This window comes from Pseudomonas sp. TAE6080, from assembly GCF_018732265.1.
Classification (GTDB): Bacteria; Pseudomonadota; Gammaproteobacteria; order Pseudomonadales; family Pseudomonadaceae; genus Aquipseudomonas; species Aquipseudomonas brenneri.
In genome coordinates, this window is the sequence record NZ_JAHIDY010000001.1 from 278,860 (window position 1) to 294,522 (window position 15,663).

Sequence of the window (15,663 nt, forward strand, 5' to 3'; positions counted from 1 at the left end):
TCATTGCCCAAGTTGCGCGGTCTGCTGACCGCCGCTTGGGAACACGTTGCGTGTGCAAATTTTCGCTTCGACTTTCTGCGCAGCAGCACCCGCTTCGGGGCCCTGGACTTCCACGGCCAGCAGGTTCTGCGAGGCCCAGTCTTCATCGGTGCGCAGTTCAAAGGCGAAACGCCCGTCTGTCTCGGATGTTTCGGGCTTGTCGATCTTGATGTCCTCGTGGCGCCCGTTCATGTACCAGAGGGTGGCTTGCAGGGTTTTCACCGAAGGATCGGCGAAGCGAATATCGACCTGATGGCGGCTGTTGCGCAGGTCCATGTTCTTGCTGTTGACCATCAACTCGTTCTTGCCCGGCTTGAGGGTGGTGCTGGCGCTCATTTGCGCCGGCTTGCCTTCGCAGCCGTTGTCGAGCAGGGCCATCATCTGGCGGTAGATAGTTTCCTGGTCCAGGCGATACAGCGGCGAGAACTCCCAGATCAGGATCTTCGGCGGGCTTTTCTGGAACTCTTCGCTGCCCAGGTACTGGATCATCGAACCCTCCAGGCCACCGCCGGGGAAGGCGACGTTGAGGATGTCGGCACCGATTTCCTGTTCCAGGAAGCCGGCGAAGTTGTAGTTCTTGCCGCTGTGGCTGGTGCCCACCAGCGTGATCTGCGGGTTGCCGGAATCGCCGAACAGGTCACCGTCCGCCGCCTCGCCCTTGGGCTCGGTGCTGAACTGGTCCATGTACTGGATCGCGTAGCTGGTGCCGCACAACTGGCCGGCCATGTTGTGCAGGGTGCCGGTCTTGCCCATGCGTCCGGATTTCTTGGTCTCGAATTCACGCTGGGGGATCCCGGCGAATTCGGGCATGGCGCGCACCTTGGCCCCGACGATTTTTGCGGTGCGCTGGGCGCCATACGGGGTCCAGTGCTGATCGCCACGGAAGTAGAAATCATGGGCCGGCAGTTCGTCCGGCAGTTGTTCATTGGTCAGCGGCGACAGGTCCGGCACCACATAGCCCATCTTGGCGAAACGCCCGAGCATGGACTTGTAGTTGCCCAGCGCCTTGTCGAAATCAAAGCGCGCTTTTTCCGCCGGGTTGAGCTTGTTGCGGTTCACCAGGCCACGGGTCGGCTGGTAGACCACCACCAACTCCACGCCCTTGCTCTTGAACGCATCGTGCAACTGTTGCATGCGCTTGTAGCCGGCGGGGGTGGTGTCGAATTCGGTACGCAGGTCTTCCTGGGTCCGGAACAGCCAGTCGCCCTGGGCCTGTACCAGGGTGGTGAAGTTCTGCTGGTAACGAGTGGTGTAGTTCTTTGCGTCGTGCGCCGCGGGGCACAGGTTGCAGCACGGCTCGGCAGTGAAGCTTGGGGCCGGTGCTTGATCGGCGCGCACGCTATGGCTGGCGGCCAGGATGCCAAGGGTCAAACCCGAGAGGCTGAGCAGTTTGATCATGTGTGGGTGCATAAAGGTCATCCTCAGTCCTGCAATGGGGTCTGGCGTTCGACAGGGTCGATCAGCACGGCTTTGCGCTGGCGCACCAGCAGGTCGAGAATTTCATCCTGGCGCTCGCCAAGAATCCCCGAGAAGCTGATGCCGCTGGATTTGGTGGGTGCGAGCATCGATACGCGAAACAGCTCGATGCTCAGCGGCGAGTCGATGGACAGCGGCCCGCTGCCGTTGGCCGCCAGCTCACCGCCGACGACGATCAGCGAGACCTGGGCGTCGAACGGGTCGAGGGCGATGTCGCGGTCGGTGTCGGTCAAGTCCTTGATGTGCCCGTAGACGCCGGTCAGGCCGTTGGCCATGGCGACGTTTTCGTAGAGGCGGATATTCACGCTGTTGCGCACGCGGATCCCATGGCGGCGGTTGCTGATCACGCGGTTGCCCCACAACAGGTTGTCGCCGCTCTCATAGAGGGTGATGCCGTCGGTGTGGTTGCGGTAAATCTCGTTATCGGCGATCAGGTTGTTCACGCTGTTACGGTCGATCACCAGGCCCGAGAGTTTGTTGTCGTAGCTGCGGTTGTTGAAGATGAAGCTGTCGTTGACCTCACGGGAAATAATGATGCCGTGCTTTTTCTTGGTGCCGTACACGGTGTTGTCGGCAATGATCAGGCCGTGGGAACGGTCGTGGGGGTCGATGCCGTAGACGATATTGTCTTTGTAGGTGCTGCCCTTGATCACAAACCCGGTGGTCTCGTAGCAGTAGAAGCCGTACCACATGTCCGAGAACTCGGAATCGACAATCCAGCCGGTGGGTTCCGGGCGCTTGAGGACCTTGGCCATGTTCGGCGTGTACTGGGAAATACTCACGCCGTAGGACTTGCTGTTGGCGTAGCCGAAGCTGGCCATCTTGCTGTTGACGATATAGGTCTGGGTGCCGCCCCAGGCCAGCAGGAACGGGCGGAATTCCTTGGGCGACTGGAAGGTCGCCGGGCCATTGGTCTTCTCGCGCCAGCCGGTGATCTTGGTATCGCGCACAAACAGCTGGCCATCGTTGACCAGGAACGAGCCGGCCTCCTGGGACAGGCGCAACTCCTGGGTCTGTTTATCGATTTCGAGGATGCCCTTTTCGCCGACCACAATCGGTAGCTTGGCCAGGAATACCCCGGGCGAGGTTTCGCTCAGGTATTGCTTGGGCACCTTCTTGAGCAGGTCCTTGAGGTTCATGTAGCCGTCGTCGATAAAGATCGCCTGGGGGATGCCATGCTGGCGCACCACCCATTCGGCCATCTTGTTGTCGCCGCCGATGAAGTCCTTGAGGGCGTTCTCCTGCATCATCCGGCGGATGCTGACCTTGCCGGCCTTGCTGCGTACGATCTTCTGCGCCACAGCCTCGGCGGTGTAGCCCGACAGGTCTGGCAGCGCCGGCTTGGGCATCTCCAGCGGCGCGGTCGGCGGGCTGGTGATGGTGTAGGTCTTGGCCTGTTGCAGTTCCTTGGCGATGGTGGGCGCCTTGACCTGCGGCTCGACATTGGCAAAGGCCGGGGCGCACGCCAGCAGCATTGCCGCAGCGAGCAGGGCCGAGCCTTTGAGGGCGTGAGGATTCATTGCGCAGGCTCCCATCAGAAGCGCCAGACTACGTCGACAAAGGCGCGGTGCATGTACGAGTCGACTTGCTTGCCATAGGCATCGCCCGGCTTGAACACCCCACCACGAAAGCGCACCAGGGCCGACGGTTCGTCGATCGACTGGCTGAGCGCAGCCGGCAGCAGGCCTTTCTTGAAGTACTTGGTGACCACCAGGTCCATCTCCTGGCCTAGGTCCTTGTTGCCGTCTACCAGTGGCAGGGAGGCGCTGGACAACACGGCGCCGGTGACGTCGTCGTAGTTGTTCTGCACCGCATCAATGCCATTGCTGCCCACTGGCTTGTTGCCGTCCACGCGCCAGAACTTGTGGTAGACCAGGCTGGCGTCGTAGTCGTCGCGCAATTGCCAGGAACCGAACAGGCTCATGGACTGCATATTGTTCATCTCGCCGCGAAACGCCTCGCCAAAACGATGTACCCGCGATTGCGTGCCGGTGAAGTTCGAACGGTTGCTTTGCAGGCCGTTCTGCTCGTAGTCGGCGCTGGCGCGGGCATAGGCCGCACCCACTTGCCACTGCGGGTCGAGACGCAGGCGTACGCCGAGGTCAGTGGCCCAGCCGTCTACATCCTGGTTGCGCTTGGCGTTGGCTGGGCGTGTGCCGTCGGCGTTCAGCGCGTTGACGCTGCTGCGGTCGCCCTGCATGCCGGTGACGCTGGCCCAGTAGTTGACGGTATTGGTGTTGCGCCAGTTGTAGGCGTCGCTGTTGGCCTCAATACCGAGCCAGGTCAGGTCGCCGTTCTGGCGCTTGTCCAGTGGATCGGCGGCCACGCCCGGTTGTGGGTAGTCGAGCTTGCCGTCGTCGTGGGTGTGATGCCCGCGCACGCCGACCCAATGGCCGGGAGTCCACTGGTAGGCCGCATCGGCATAGAGGTGCTGGCGGTCCTTGTCTTCGGGAGACAGTTCCTTGAGGTCGGTGCGGTACTCGCTGAAGCGTTCGGCAGCGCCGACATTGGCCTTGAGCAGGGTGGTGTCGAAGGTCCAGTTCAGCGCTTCGATATTGGTGTCGCGCCATTGCCCATCGTTATTGCGCAGGCGCTGGCGGCCGAGCTTGAGGATCTCGCCAGGGTAGGGCGTGAAGCCGCTGTAGCCGACCCAGAACTCGCGCAGGGCCAGGTAGTTCTTCTTGGTCTTGCGGTCGTTGCTGCTCGACTGCTCGGTGGTGTCGCCATCGGACTGTTGCAGGGTATCGGTCTCGATGATGTCGCTGGACGCCACCGCCTGACCCATGGCGTAGGCGCTCCAGGCACCGCTTTCGCCATAGATCCACGGGCGTACATCCAGGCCGATACCGTTGACGTCGCCGCCACGCTGGGTGCCGAGGTCGCGGTCATCTTCGGACTGACCGGTGATTTTCACTTCCAGGCCGAAGTTCTTGTCTTCGGTCAGCGCGGCCAGGGTCGGGCACGACCACAGCAGGGCGAAGGTCAGGCCAATACCGGCCTTGACGAATGGATTGAGTTTCATAGGGATTCCTCGCCGTCTTCTTCTTGCAGGGCGTGCAGTTGCAGCGTGCTTTGGCTCAAGGCGCCACGGGCGGCCAGCTCTTGTTGCAGCAGGCGCTGGCCCTCGGCGCGCTGGGCGGGCGGCAGTTGTTGTTCAAGTTGCGCGGCCAGCTCATTGGCCTGCGGGGTGTCCTGGATCTTTGCCAGTTGGCTGAACACATAGGCGTTGAGCGGGTCGGGCCGGGTGCCCTTACCCTGGGAAAACAATTGGGCGATCGCGAAGTCGGCACTGTTCTGGCCGTTGCGCGCCGCGGTCAGCAAATGGTCCAGGGCCTTTTGCGAGTAGACCTGGCCCAGGTAGCCCCGGCGGTAGATCTGGCCGAGGTAGTAATCGGCAGCCACTTCCTGGCCCTGGGCTTTCTGGAAGTGCGCTTCGGCGGCCTTGGCATCGGCCGGCACCCACTTGCCTTCGTAGTACAGCTTGCCCAGCAACAATTCGGCGCGGGGCTGGTCGGCGGCACGGCCGTTGTCCAGATACTTCATCATCTGCTCGACGTCGCCCAGTTCCGGGAAGTCGTAGAGCAACTGCGCGAGGCTGACCCAGGACGCCGGGTAGCCAGGGGCGATTTTTTCCAGCAGGGCCTGGGCGGTTTTTTCGTCAGTCTTGCCCAGTGAGGCATCGCCGAGCACACGGGCCACACTGTCGACCCGCTGGGCGGTGACGGTGCCACGGCTGTAGCCGGCCTCCATCTGCTTGAGCAGTTCGGCCTGTTGCTCCGGTTGCTCGCGCTTCTGGTAGACGGTGGCCAGTTCGACGTAGCAGATATCGGTGCTGCTGAGCGCGGCCTTGCAGATTTTCTCGATGTCATCCAAGTGCTGGTCGTAAGTGCCCTGGGTGCGATACAGCAGCACCTGCGCCAGGCCCGCCTCGGGGTAGCCGGCAGTGCGCCAGGTATCGATCTGCTGCTGCGCGTTGACGCTGGGGAAATCGTGGGGGTATTGCAGGTACAGCATCGCCAGCGGGATCAGGGTATTGCCCTCGCCATTGGCAAAGGCTTTTTTCAACAGGCTTTCGGCTTCGCGGTGCTCGGCCTCGGTGGCACCGGGCTTGGCCACCAGCAGGCGACCGAGGCGGGCCTGGGCGCGTGGCGATACATCCGCTGCCGCGCGATAGGTGGCTTCGGCCTGCTTGATCTGCGCCGGGTCGCGGCTGCCGACCTGGATATCCGCGAGGCCGACTTGGGCCTCGCTGTAGCCCAGGTCCGCTAGTTGCTGGTAATTCTGCGCGGCGGTGGCGGTGTCGCCCCGCTTGAGCGCTTCATTGGCCAGGCGCTGGTCGGGCAGGCCGGCGCAACCGGCCAGGCTGACCGCCAATGCCAGCAGCGCCACAGGGCGGATGTGGGCGCGCGCTTTTGTGGGAGCTGGCTTGCCTGCGAAGGCATCGCCGCGGTTTGTCTGATGCACCGCGTCGCCTGCATCGCGGGCAAGCCCGGCTCCTACAGGACTGGGCTCCCACAGGGATTGTGTTGTTCTTGAAATAGGGTTCACAGGCATGTCCTCGCTTACAAACCAGCAGCCATGGCTTTATCGATCAGCCAGTTCAGGGACGGGCCACGGTCGCTGGTCACTTCCACCGGGCGGCCGGCGTAGAGGCTGTCCAGCGGGGTATCGGGCTTGATCTGCACGCGGATGTCGGAAGACAGGTCGGCGCTGTTGAGGCTGGTGCTGCTGACGATGGTGCCGCTGCGCACCTGTTCCTCATCGGCCACCTGGAAGTTCACGCGGGTGCCTGGGCGCACATCAGCGAACTGGCGATAGGAAAAACGCGCCTCGACATTCGCCTGGCTGCCGCGCGGCACCAGTTGGAAGATCACATCACCTTTGCTGGCGTACTGGCCGTCCGCGACCAACTGCTGGGCGACGATGCAGTCGCAGGGCGAGGTCAGGGTGCCGGTCATTTGCTTGCCGAACAGCTCTTCGACCTTGGCCGGTTGCAGTTGGTCTTCGTCCAGATGGCCCTTGAGCACATCGAGCATGCTGGTGCTGAAGGTCGCCAGTGGCGCGCCTTTGGCGGCAACGCCGTTGTCCTTGATCAGGCTTTGCACGGTGCCGTCGCGGGGCATCGTGACGTTCATCCCCGGCACGTTGACCAGGCCGGCCTGGGCGTGGCTGACGAAGTACATGCCGTACACCGACTTGAACACGAACCCGAAGGCTGCCAGGCCCACCAGGAAAATCGCCAGGCTGAAGGTCACGGCGCGCAGGCGGCCGAAGGCGCTCATGCCGCTGCCGCTGTCCTTGACCTTGCGCGCCTTGGTGAAGTTGTCGCGCTGCAGGGTTGCCAGCACGTCGCCCATGGTCACGATATCGCCCGACAAGTGCGAGGTGATCAGGTGGCGCAGGGTCGAAATGTCCTGGGCGTCGAGGTTCTGGAACTGGCAGCCGGTTCGGCCACTCTGGCGGTCGTGGGAACGCACCATCAATTCCACGTCCATCGCCAGGCCCAGGTTGTCGATCACAAATTGCAGGCGCGCCTTGTGCACATCACCGACTTTCAGAGGTTGTTGGGCGGCATTGAAGGCCAGGCCGCCGGCGGACAGGTCGATGACGCGCACTTCCATGGGCGTGCGGTCGGCGCCGAAAAAGCGCAGCTTGGCCGGGATTTTGACCCGGGCGTGTTGGCGCTGGGCTTCGGATTCGTGGACAACGTTGGCGTTTACTTGGCTGTTCATGGCGTACTAATTCCTTGGTTAATTCAGGCTTGGCAGGGTCAGACCATCATCAGCAACACGGCGACGAAAATGCTGCCGGCGGAGAAGGTCATGGTCCGAGACGACCAGGTGTTGAACCAACGTTGAAAGCTGGCCAAATCGCGGGTCAGTTTGGTGTCCTGGCGGGTCCAGGACTGTTGATCGAGGCGGAAGAACACGTAGATCTTCACCAGCGCGCCCATGATCTGGTTGTAATAGAGAATCGCCGGGTAGGCGGGGCCGATCTTGTGGCCGGAGCACGACAGCAGCAGGGTCAGGATCAGGCGGGTGATGCCGATCCACAACAGGTAGGCGAGGATGAACGCGCCGCCGTACTTGAAGGTGGCGATGATTGCCACGGTCAGGCCCAGCAGGGAGGTCCACATCGACACGCGCTGGTCGAACAACACCACGCTGGTAAACAGGCCCAGGCGTTGCATGCCCAGGCCCAGGGCGCGGGAGTTCTGGCGCAGGTTGTTGCCGTACCAGCGGAACATCAACTTGCGGCTGGCCTTGATAAAACTCTTTTCCGGCGGGTGTTCCACGGTGTTGATCGCCGCATCCGGCACGTAGAAGGTGTCGTAGCCCAGGCGCATCAGGCTGAACCAACTGGACTTGTCATCGCCGGTCAGGAACTTGAAGCGGCCCAGGCGCCAGTGTTGCAGCGAGTCGCTTTCCACATCGGCAATAAAGCCGGGGTCGGTGACGACGCTGGCACGGAACACCGACATGCGCCCGGTCATGGTCAGCACGCGCTTGGACAGGGCCATGGAGCACATGTTGATGTGGCGCTGGGCGAAGCGCAGTTTGTGCCACTCGCTCATGATGTAGCCGCCGCGCACTTCGCAGAATTCGTTGGTGGTCAGGCCGCCGACATTGCCGAACAGCTGGAACCACGGCACGGTCTTGCGCACCACGCCCTCGGCCAGCACCGTGTCGCCGTCGATCACTGCAACCACGGCGCGCTCGTCCGGCAGATGGCGGGAGATCGCGCGGAAACCGAAGGCCAGGCCATCGCGCTTGCCGGTGCCGGCGATCCGCACGAAATCCAGTTTGACGTGGGCCGGCGGGTTCATCTTTTCCCAGAGGCTCTTGACCAACAGTTCATCGGACATTTCCACCAGCGAGCAGACCACGGTGGTAGGGAAGCCGCACTCGATGGCCTCGCGAATCACCGAGCTGTAGACCTGCGCGGTGGTCAGCGCGTCGATGCGGAAACTGGTGACCATCAGGAACACATGGGACGGGTCCGCCGCCTTGCCCAGCTTGCGCACTTTGCGCCGCAGGTGCGGGTAGACCACGTAGAGGAACAGCATGCCGCGAAAGAAATGCGTAGCACCCATCGAGTAGCGCCAGATACCGACGGCGCCAATCAGGAAAATAAAATTCTTCGACTCGGAGTCGAACGTACTGGCTGGCAGAGCCAGAGCTAGAAGCGCTAAAAGCCCCAGATAGAGTAGCCAACCAGTCGCTTGGTTTAACCGTTGCATATTCGCGTCCGTCACAGAGAAGTCGGGCGGCAAGCCACAAGCTGAAAAGCATCGCTTCTAACTTGCAGCTTGCCGCTTGAAACTAGCCGCTGCGGCTTACCAACAAATGCCTTCGGTACGGCCCGTCACGCTGGTGGCCTTGGACATGAAGCCCACCAGGTCGACCACTTGCTTGCCGTGCGGGGCGTTCTGCGCCAGGGCGCGGAATTTCTCGTCACGGTTGCCGAGGATGATCACGTCGCTGTTGTTGATCACATCGTCGAAGTCCGAGTTGAGCAGGGACGACACATGGGGGATCTTGCCTTCGATGTAGTCCTTGTTCGCACCGTGGACACGGGCGTACTCGACGTTGCTGTCGTAGATGCTCAGGTCGAAGCCCTTGCCGATGAGCATTTCCGCCAGCTCAACCAGCGGGCTTTCGCGCAGGTCATCAGTGCCGGCCTTGAAGCTCAGGCCCAGCAGGGCGACCTTGCGCTTGTCGTGGCCGGAGACGATGTCGAAGGCGTTCTGCACCTGGGACTCGTTGCTGCGCATCAGCGAGTTGAGCAGCGGCGCTTCCACGTCCAGGGCGCCGGCACGGTAGGTCAGGGCACGCACGTCTTTTGGCAGGCACGAACCGCCGAAGGCAAAACCCGGGCGCATGTAGTACTGGGACAGGTTGAGGGTCTTGTCCTGGCAGACCACTTCCATCACTTCGCGCCCATCGACGCCCACGGCCTTGGCGATGTTGCCGATCTCGTTGGCGAAGGTCACTTTGGTCGCGTGCCAGACGTTGCAGGTGTACTTGATCATCTCGGCGACGGCGATGTCCTTGCGGATGATCGGTGCATCGAGTTCTTCGTACAGCGATTGCAGGACATCGCCGGAGGCTTTGTCGAACTCACCGATGACGGTCATCGGCGGCAGGTCGTAGTCGGCAATGGCGGTGGATTCACGCAGGAATTCCGGGTTGACCGCTACACCGAAGTCGACACCGGCTTTTTTGCCGGAGCAGTCTTCGAGGATCGGGATCACCACGTTGGCCACGGTGCCGGGTAACACGGTGCTGCGCACCACGATGGTGTGACGGGTGGTCTTGTCACGCAGGACAAAACCGATCTCGCGGCACACCGCTTCGATGTAGTTGAGTTCCAGGTCGCCGTTTTTCTTGCTCGGCGTGCCGACGCAAATCATCGACAGATCGGTATCGCGGATGGCTTCGGCGAAGTCGGTGGTACCGCGCAAGCGGCCGCTGGCAATGCCTTGGCTCAACAGTTCGCCCAGGCCCGGTTCAACGATGGGCGACTTGCCCGCGTTGATCAGGTCAATCTTATCCTTGGAGATGTCTACGCCGACCACTTCATGGCCCCGTGCAGACAGGCAACCGGCACAGACTGCGCCCACGTAACCCAAACCAAATATACTGATGCGCATCGCATATACCTCTGTGTTTAACGAGCCATTAGATGGCTGGAGTTAATGTTTTAAAGCGTCACTCATGCATAAGGTTATGCTGTGAATAGACACAGCAATCCCATGGGTAGGCATGTTAAAAGTCGAGTGACTAACTAATGCACTCAAGTTGTGCGCAACTTGGCCTTGTTGTTGGGGCTTGCCCTGAAATGCAGCCAGCCTTCTGCGAGAAAGGTCTGGCGCCAGTGCCGCAAAGCCGTGATATGGGCGTTAAACCCTTGTCTATCAGTGCCTTGGGTTGTCTCACTGACCCATTTGGGTAGGCTCAGCCTTGGCCTTATAGGTGATGGTCATGCAACCGAATCGCCTGCCCTCAACTAAATAGTTGGTTGTTAGAACCGAAAGTAAACGTGTATGTGACAACTTTGCTACTTTCGGTGGTCGTTGTGTAAGTCATATCGCACAAGAACAGAGATAATCGTTACCGGTGGTATGAGCGGCACTTGGGGGCATAGTTCCTGGCCGCTCATCCTGTTTTTCGAAATTTCTTGAAATATTGGCAAAGATGGCACTGGTACTATATTGATAGCACTTGCGGATTTGGCTAGTGGTTATAGGGAGTTGGCGCGGGGATATAGTTTTATGCCACTACTGTTTAAAAAAAGTGGTGCCACTACGAAAAAAACTGACGAATGTCGAGTGAAAGAAACGTTAGAGAATCTGAAGAAATATTTCTGGCGCCAAAATAATGACGATTTCATTGGGGAATGCGGATAAAAATGTGGGAGCTGGCTTGCCTGCGATAGCGGTCTGCCAGTTGCCGAATGTGCAGCTGACCCACCGCTATCGCAGGCAAGCCAGCTCCTACATGGGACTTGCGTTGTGCTGTCGACCTATTCCGGTGCGTGATCGCGCAAAAACACCAGGTTATCCGGCTTGGACTGCTCGGCATTGAAGCGATAACCCTGCGCGTCGAACTGCTTGAGCTGGGCCGGGTCGTTGATGCGCTCTTCGATCACGAAGCGGCTCATCATGCCGCGGGCTTTCTTGGCGTAGAAGCTGATGATCTTGTACTGGCCGTTTTTCAGGTCCTTGAACTCGGTATTGATGATCCGTGCATTCAAGGCCGGGCGCTTGACCGCCGAGAAGTACTCGTTGGACGCCAGGTTCAGCAACACGTCATCGCCTTGCTCGGCCAGTGCTTCATTGAGCCACTCGCTGATCTGTGTGCCCCAGAACGCGTACAGGTCCTTGCCACGGGCGTTGGGCAACTTGGTGCCCATCTCCAGGCGGTACGGCATCATCAGGTCCAGCGGGCGCAGCAGGCCGTACAGGCCGGAGAGCATGCGCAAGTGTTCCTGAGCGTAGGTGAAGTCGGCGTCCTTGAAAGTCTGGGCATTCAGGCCGGTGTACACATCTCCCTTGAACGCCAGTAGCGCCTGCTTGGCGTTGGCCGGGGTAAAGGCCGGCGTCCAACTGCCGAAGCGTGCGGCGTTGAGGCCGCCGATCTTGTCGGATACGTGCATCAACTCGCTGATTTGCGCCGGGCTCAGCTCGCGCAACTGCTCGATCAACTCCTGTGAGTGGTCAAGGTATTGCGGCTGGGTAAAGCGCGGGGTCGCAGGCCTGGTCTCGAAATCGAGGGTTTTGGCGGGGGAAATCACCATCAGCATGAAGTCGTCTCCTGTAATCGTCGGGGGATTCTAGGGGGTAGGGCGGTTTGACTCCACCTATCAAGCCAATAGCCACGCAATTTCTGTAGGCGCGAGCTTGCTCGCGAAAAACGCCAGGGCACCGCGTGCATGCTGGATGCCAGTGTTATCGTTGACGTTCTTCGCGAGCAAGCTCGCGCCTACAGAGGGGACCCGTTGTGCGAATTGCGCTTTTTTTATGCGCCTGGCTGATGTGCCTGGGCGCCCAGGCGGCCAGTGTGGATGTCGCCAGCCTCGACCGCGGCACCTGGCCGGAAAAACTCAGCAGCCCGGCGCTGTTCGATGTGGCGTCACGCGCTGAAATCCTGATGTTCGCCAACACTCTGCTGGCCAGTGAGGCCCTGGACGAACCTGCGCTCAAGCAGCGCCTGGGCCTGAAGATCATCAACCAGGGCGCGATTGACGACCTGCGTCGTCACCTGTGGCAACGGCTGCTGGAGAACTACACGTTCGCCCAGCAAAGCTGCGAGCAGGACGCCTCGTTCTGCTACCTGGTGGAAAACATGGACGACCTGCGCGAGCAGGCTGGCAAGTTTGAAGTCAGCGACCAATCCTTCTATATAGGCTGGGCCGGCCCCAGTCGCACGTTTCACCAGCGCTACCTGGACGAGTTGCTGCGCAAGGCCGCGCTGTTTCCGCAGATCAGCAGCGAAGTCGCGCGCTTTGGCGATTTCGAGCGCAATGGCGATGAGCTTAACGACCGGCTGTTCCTGCTGACCTTTGACGGCGGCCCGGCGCCGGTCAACGGTAATACCGACTGGCTGGCTGATTACCTGCGCAAGCAGAAAATGACGGCCACCTTCTTTGCCCTGGGCAACAGCCTGCAAACACGTCTGGAGAAAACTTCGGCCGCCGATGTGCAGGCGTTGTATCAAGGCCAGTGCGTGGGTATCCAGGGCTGGCAATACCGCTCCCATAGCCATTGGGTCGATTGGCAGGACTCCATCACCCGCAGCGCCGCGCTGACCCAGAACCTGCTGCCGGAAAACTACGTGCCGCTGTTCCGCCCACCCTATGGCCAGCGTCGTGCGCACAGCCAGGGATTTTTCCAGGCCCAGGGCCTGCAAGTGGCGTTGTGGGATATCGACTCCCAGGATGAGCCTGGGTCGCTCAAGGCCGAGGAGTCGGCTCATCGGGTTTTGACGCTGATGTTGTTGTGGCGCAAAGGTGTGATTGTGTTCCATGACACCCAGGACAAGGCACGGGTCGCATTGCCTCTGTTGTTACAGGCCACGGCGCAAAGTGGGTTGGGTTGGCAGGCGTGTCGGGAGGCGTTTCGCTGAAAAACGAAAATGCCCGGCCCTGTTGGGGATGAGGGGATTTCGGGGTGATTTGCTGCGACATTTCGATGCAGGCGGACTTCCGACTTTAACGGTGCATCGGGCCCTCGGCTAGTGCTATTCGTCATCCTGAAAAATAAATTTCAAAAAAACGTCAAAGTGCTTTTTTCTGTCATGGGTTTTGCGGTATTACGAAGTCAGATCGCCGAAACCTGCACCACAGGTGGCGTCTTCCCAGACTCCCTTTGCGGTGTATCCGGCGGTCGAATCGAGGCGCAGCACTGTTGTGGTATTGCGTCGACTGGCTCCCACAAAGGTGACCGAGTATGGATGATCATGGACGTACCCCTTCTTCCGACCAGCCAATCCTTTATGTGCTTGATACCAACGTATTGATCCACGATCCAAACGCGCTGCTTAATTTCGAAGAACACCACGTCGCCATCCCGATGATCGTGCTTGAGGAACTCGACAAACTCAAAAGCGGGCACCACAGCGTGGCCGCCGAATGCCGCCAGGCCATCCGCCTGATCGACAAGACCCTGGGTGAAGCCTCGCCTGAGGATGTTGAAGTCGGCGTGCCGATCCAGCGTGGCAAGGGTGGGCCCAAGGGCTTGCTGTCGATCCTGATGAGCAAGCGCAGCGAACCCAACAGCCTGCTGCCGGAAAACCTCAACGACAACAAGATCATCAACCAATTGATCGACCTGCACGCGCGCGACAAGGACCTGCGCCTGGTGCTGGTGACCAAAGACATCAATATGCGCCTCAAGGCCCGAGCGTGTGGGATCGCGGCCGAGGACTACAGTACCGACCAACTGGTCGATGACGTGTCGATGCTGTCCCGTGGTTATCACACCATGACCGGCTCGTTCTGGGACCGCGTCAGTAAAGTCGAGACCCGCCAGGACCATGGCCGCACCTGGCACCAGGTGCAGTTGATCGACAACCTGCCGGCGGTGCATATCAACGAATTCATCATCGACGAACAGGGTTTTGTGGGCTGGATCAAAGAGATCCAGGTCGACAAGCTGCTGATCCTCGACCTGCATCAGGAACCCCTGTTGCACCAGGAAGCCTGGGGCCTGAAACCGCGTGACGTGTACCAGAGCCTGGCGCTGTACGCGCTGCTCGATCCGGACATCCACCTGGTCAACCTGACCGGTGCTGCCGGCTCCGGGAAAACCATCCTCGCCCTGGCCGCCGCCATCGAACAGACCATGGTCACCAAGCGCTATCGCCGCATTATCGCTACCCGCAGCGTGCAGGGCCTGGACCAGGAAATCGGCTTTTTGCCCGGTACCGAGGCAGAAAAAATGGAGCCGTGGCTGGGGGCGATCACCGACAACCTCGAAGCCTTGCACATGGATGACGAAAACACCCATGGCAGCGTCGACTACATCCTCAGCAAAGTGCCGTTGCAGTTCAAATCCCTCAACTACATCCGAGGTCGCAGCTTCCAGCAGAGCCTGATTTTGATCGATGAGTGCCAGAACCTTACGCCGCACCAGATGAAAACCATCATCACCCGTGCCGGCGCCGGTTCCAAAGTGGTGTGCCTGGGCAACCTGGCACAGATCGACACCCCTTACCTGTCCGCGACCAGCTCCGGGCTGACCTACCTGACAGAACGCTTCAAGGACTTCCCGAACGGCGTGCATATCGCCTTGCAGGGTGTCCCTCGCTCGATTCTGGCCGAATACGCCGAATCCCACCTGTAGCCACGGCCAGTGTGGGAGCGAGCAAGCCCGCTCCCACATTTTGATCTGCGTTGGGTTTACAATCGGGGCTTCTGATCAGGAGTATCCCCGTGCTGACTCATCTCGATTCCCAGGGCCGTGCCCATATGGTCGACGTCACTGACAAAACCGTGACGTTCCGTGAAGCCGTGGCCGAAGCGCGGGTGCGCATGCTGCCCCAGACCCTGCAAATGATCGTCGACGGCGCCCACCCCAAGGGCGACGTATTTGCCGTGGCCCGCATCGCCGGGATCCAGGCCGCGAAAAAAACCAGTGATCTGATCCCCCTGTGCCATCCGCTGATGCTGACCGGGGTCAAGGTTGAGCTCGCCGCCGAAGGGGAAAATACCGTGCACATCGTCGCTCGCTGCAAGCTCTCCGGTCAGACCGGCGTGGAGATGGAAGCGTTGACCGCCGCCAGCGTCGCCGCACTGACCATCTACGACATGTGCAAGGCTGTCGACCGGGGCATGACCATCGAAAACATTCGATTGCTGGAAAAACTCGGCGGCAAGAGTGGGCATTTCAAGGCGGATCAAGCATGAGTATCAACGTACTGTTTTTTGCCCGCTACAGCGAAGCGGTAGGCCTGGACTCGCTGGAAATGGAAGGCAACTTTGCCACGGTCGATGCCGTGCGCCAGGCGTTGGCAGGTGATCCAGGGTTTGAGGTGCTCAACGAGGCCAGCTTGATGTGCGCGCGCAACCAGGAACTCTGCGCCCTCGACGAGCCACTGCAGGCAGGTGACGAAATCGCGTTTTTCCCACCCGTGACCGGAGGCTGAA

At 60.4% G+C, this 15,663-nt stretch carries 12 protein-coding genes; 4 read left to right on the top strand and 8 right to left on the bottom strand.

Annotated features, from left to right (window positions below; genetic code table 11):
- The 8 genes from KL786_RS01320 to yaaA form a co-directional block, all read right to left on the bottom strand.
- Positions 1–1,449 carry an alginate O-acetyltransferase gene (locus KL786_RS01320; protein WP_215516467.1) on the bottom strand — a complete coding sequence of 483 codons (1,449 nt, stop codon included), beginning with the start codon at positions 1,447–1,449 and terminating at the stop codon, positions 1–3.
- 11 nt (positions 1,450–1,460) lie between these two features.
- Positions 1,461–3,050, bottom strand: a complete 1,590-nt coding sequence (gene algG / locus KL786_RS01325; protein WP_215516468.1) for a mannuronan 5-epimerase AlgG — start codon at positions 3,048–3,050, stop codon at positions 1,461–1,463.
- The gene (locus KL786_RS01330; RefSeq protein WP_215516469.1) at positions 3,050–4,537 is read right to left on the bottom strand and encodes an alginate export family protein; all 1,488 of its coding nucleotides are present in this window, start codon (positions 4,535–4,537) and stop codon (positions 3,050–3,052) included. Before KL786_RS01330 ends, algG begins: the two co-directional genes overlap by 1 nt.
- Positions 4,534–5,913: an alginate biosynthesis TPR repeat lipoprotein AlgK gene (gene algK, locus KL786_RS01335; protein ID WP_104912602.1), complete on the bottom strand. Its 1,380-nt coding sequence runs from the start codon at positions 5,911–5,913 to the stop codon at positions 4,534–4,536. Before algK ends, KL786_RS01330 begins: the two co-directional genes overlap by 4 nt.
- Before the next feature lie 164 nt (positions 5,914–6,077).
- Complete coding sequence (locus tag KL786_RS01340) at positions 6,078–7,247, bottom strand: alginate biosynthesis protein Alg44 (RefSeq protein WP_032860007.1); 1,170 nt, start codon at positions 7,245–7,247, stop codon at positions 6,078–6,080.
- Between the two features lie 38 nt (positions 7,248–7,285).
- Positions 7,286–8,755, bottom strand: coding sequence for a mannuronan synthase (gene alg8, locus KL786_RS01345; protein WP_215516470.1), 1,470 nt, complete (start codon positions 8,753–8,755; stop codon positions 7,286–7,288).
- Positions 8,756–8,851: 96 nt separating this feature from the next.
- Complete coding sequence (locus tag KL786_RS01350; protein ID WP_032860005.1) at positions 8,852–10,168, bottom strand: nucleotide sugar dehydrogenase; 1,317 nt, start codon at positions 10,166–10,168, stop codon at positions 8,852–8,854.
- Positions 10,169–11,040: 872 nt separating this feature from the next.
- Entirely contained in the window at positions 11,041–11,820 is a 780-nt protein-coding gene (gene yaaA, locus KL786_RS01355; RefSeq protein WP_215516471.1) for a peroxide stress protein YaaA, read from the bottom strand.
- A 197-nt stretch (positions 11,821–12,017) separates the two neighbouring features.
- Here yaaA and KL786_RS01360 point away from each other — a divergent pair, with 197 nt between their 5' ends.
- From KL786_RS01360 to moaD, 4 genes are all read left to right on the top strand, one after another.
- Entirely contained in the window at positions 12,018–13,142 is a 1,125-nt protein-coding gene (locus tag KL786_RS01360) for a polysaccharide deacetylase family protein (protein WP_215516472.1), read from the top strand.
- Between the two features lie 323 nt (positions 13,143–13,465).
- The gene (locus tag KL786_RS01365) at positions 13,466–14,860 is read left to right on the top strand and encodes a PhoH family protein (RefSeq protein WP_215516473.1); all 1,395 of its coding nucleotides are present in this window, start codon (positions 13,466–13,468) and stop codon (positions 14,858–14,860) included.
- A gap of 89 nt (positions 14,861–14,949) precedes the next feature.
- Complete coding sequence (gene moaC, locus KL786_RS01370; protein WP_032860001.1) at positions 14,950–15,423, top strand: cyclic pyranopterin monophosphate synthase MoaC; 474 nt, start codon at positions 14,950–14,952, stop codon at positions 15,421–15,423.
- Positions 15,420–15,662, top strand: a complete 243-nt coding sequence (gene moaD / locus KL786_RS01375; RefSeq protein ID WP_215516474.1) for a molybdopterin converting factor subunit 1 — start codon at positions 15,420–15,422, stop codon at positions 15,660–15,662. Before moaC ends, moaD begins: the two co-directional genes overlap by 4 nt.
- Position 15,663 lies beyond the last annotated feature (1 nt).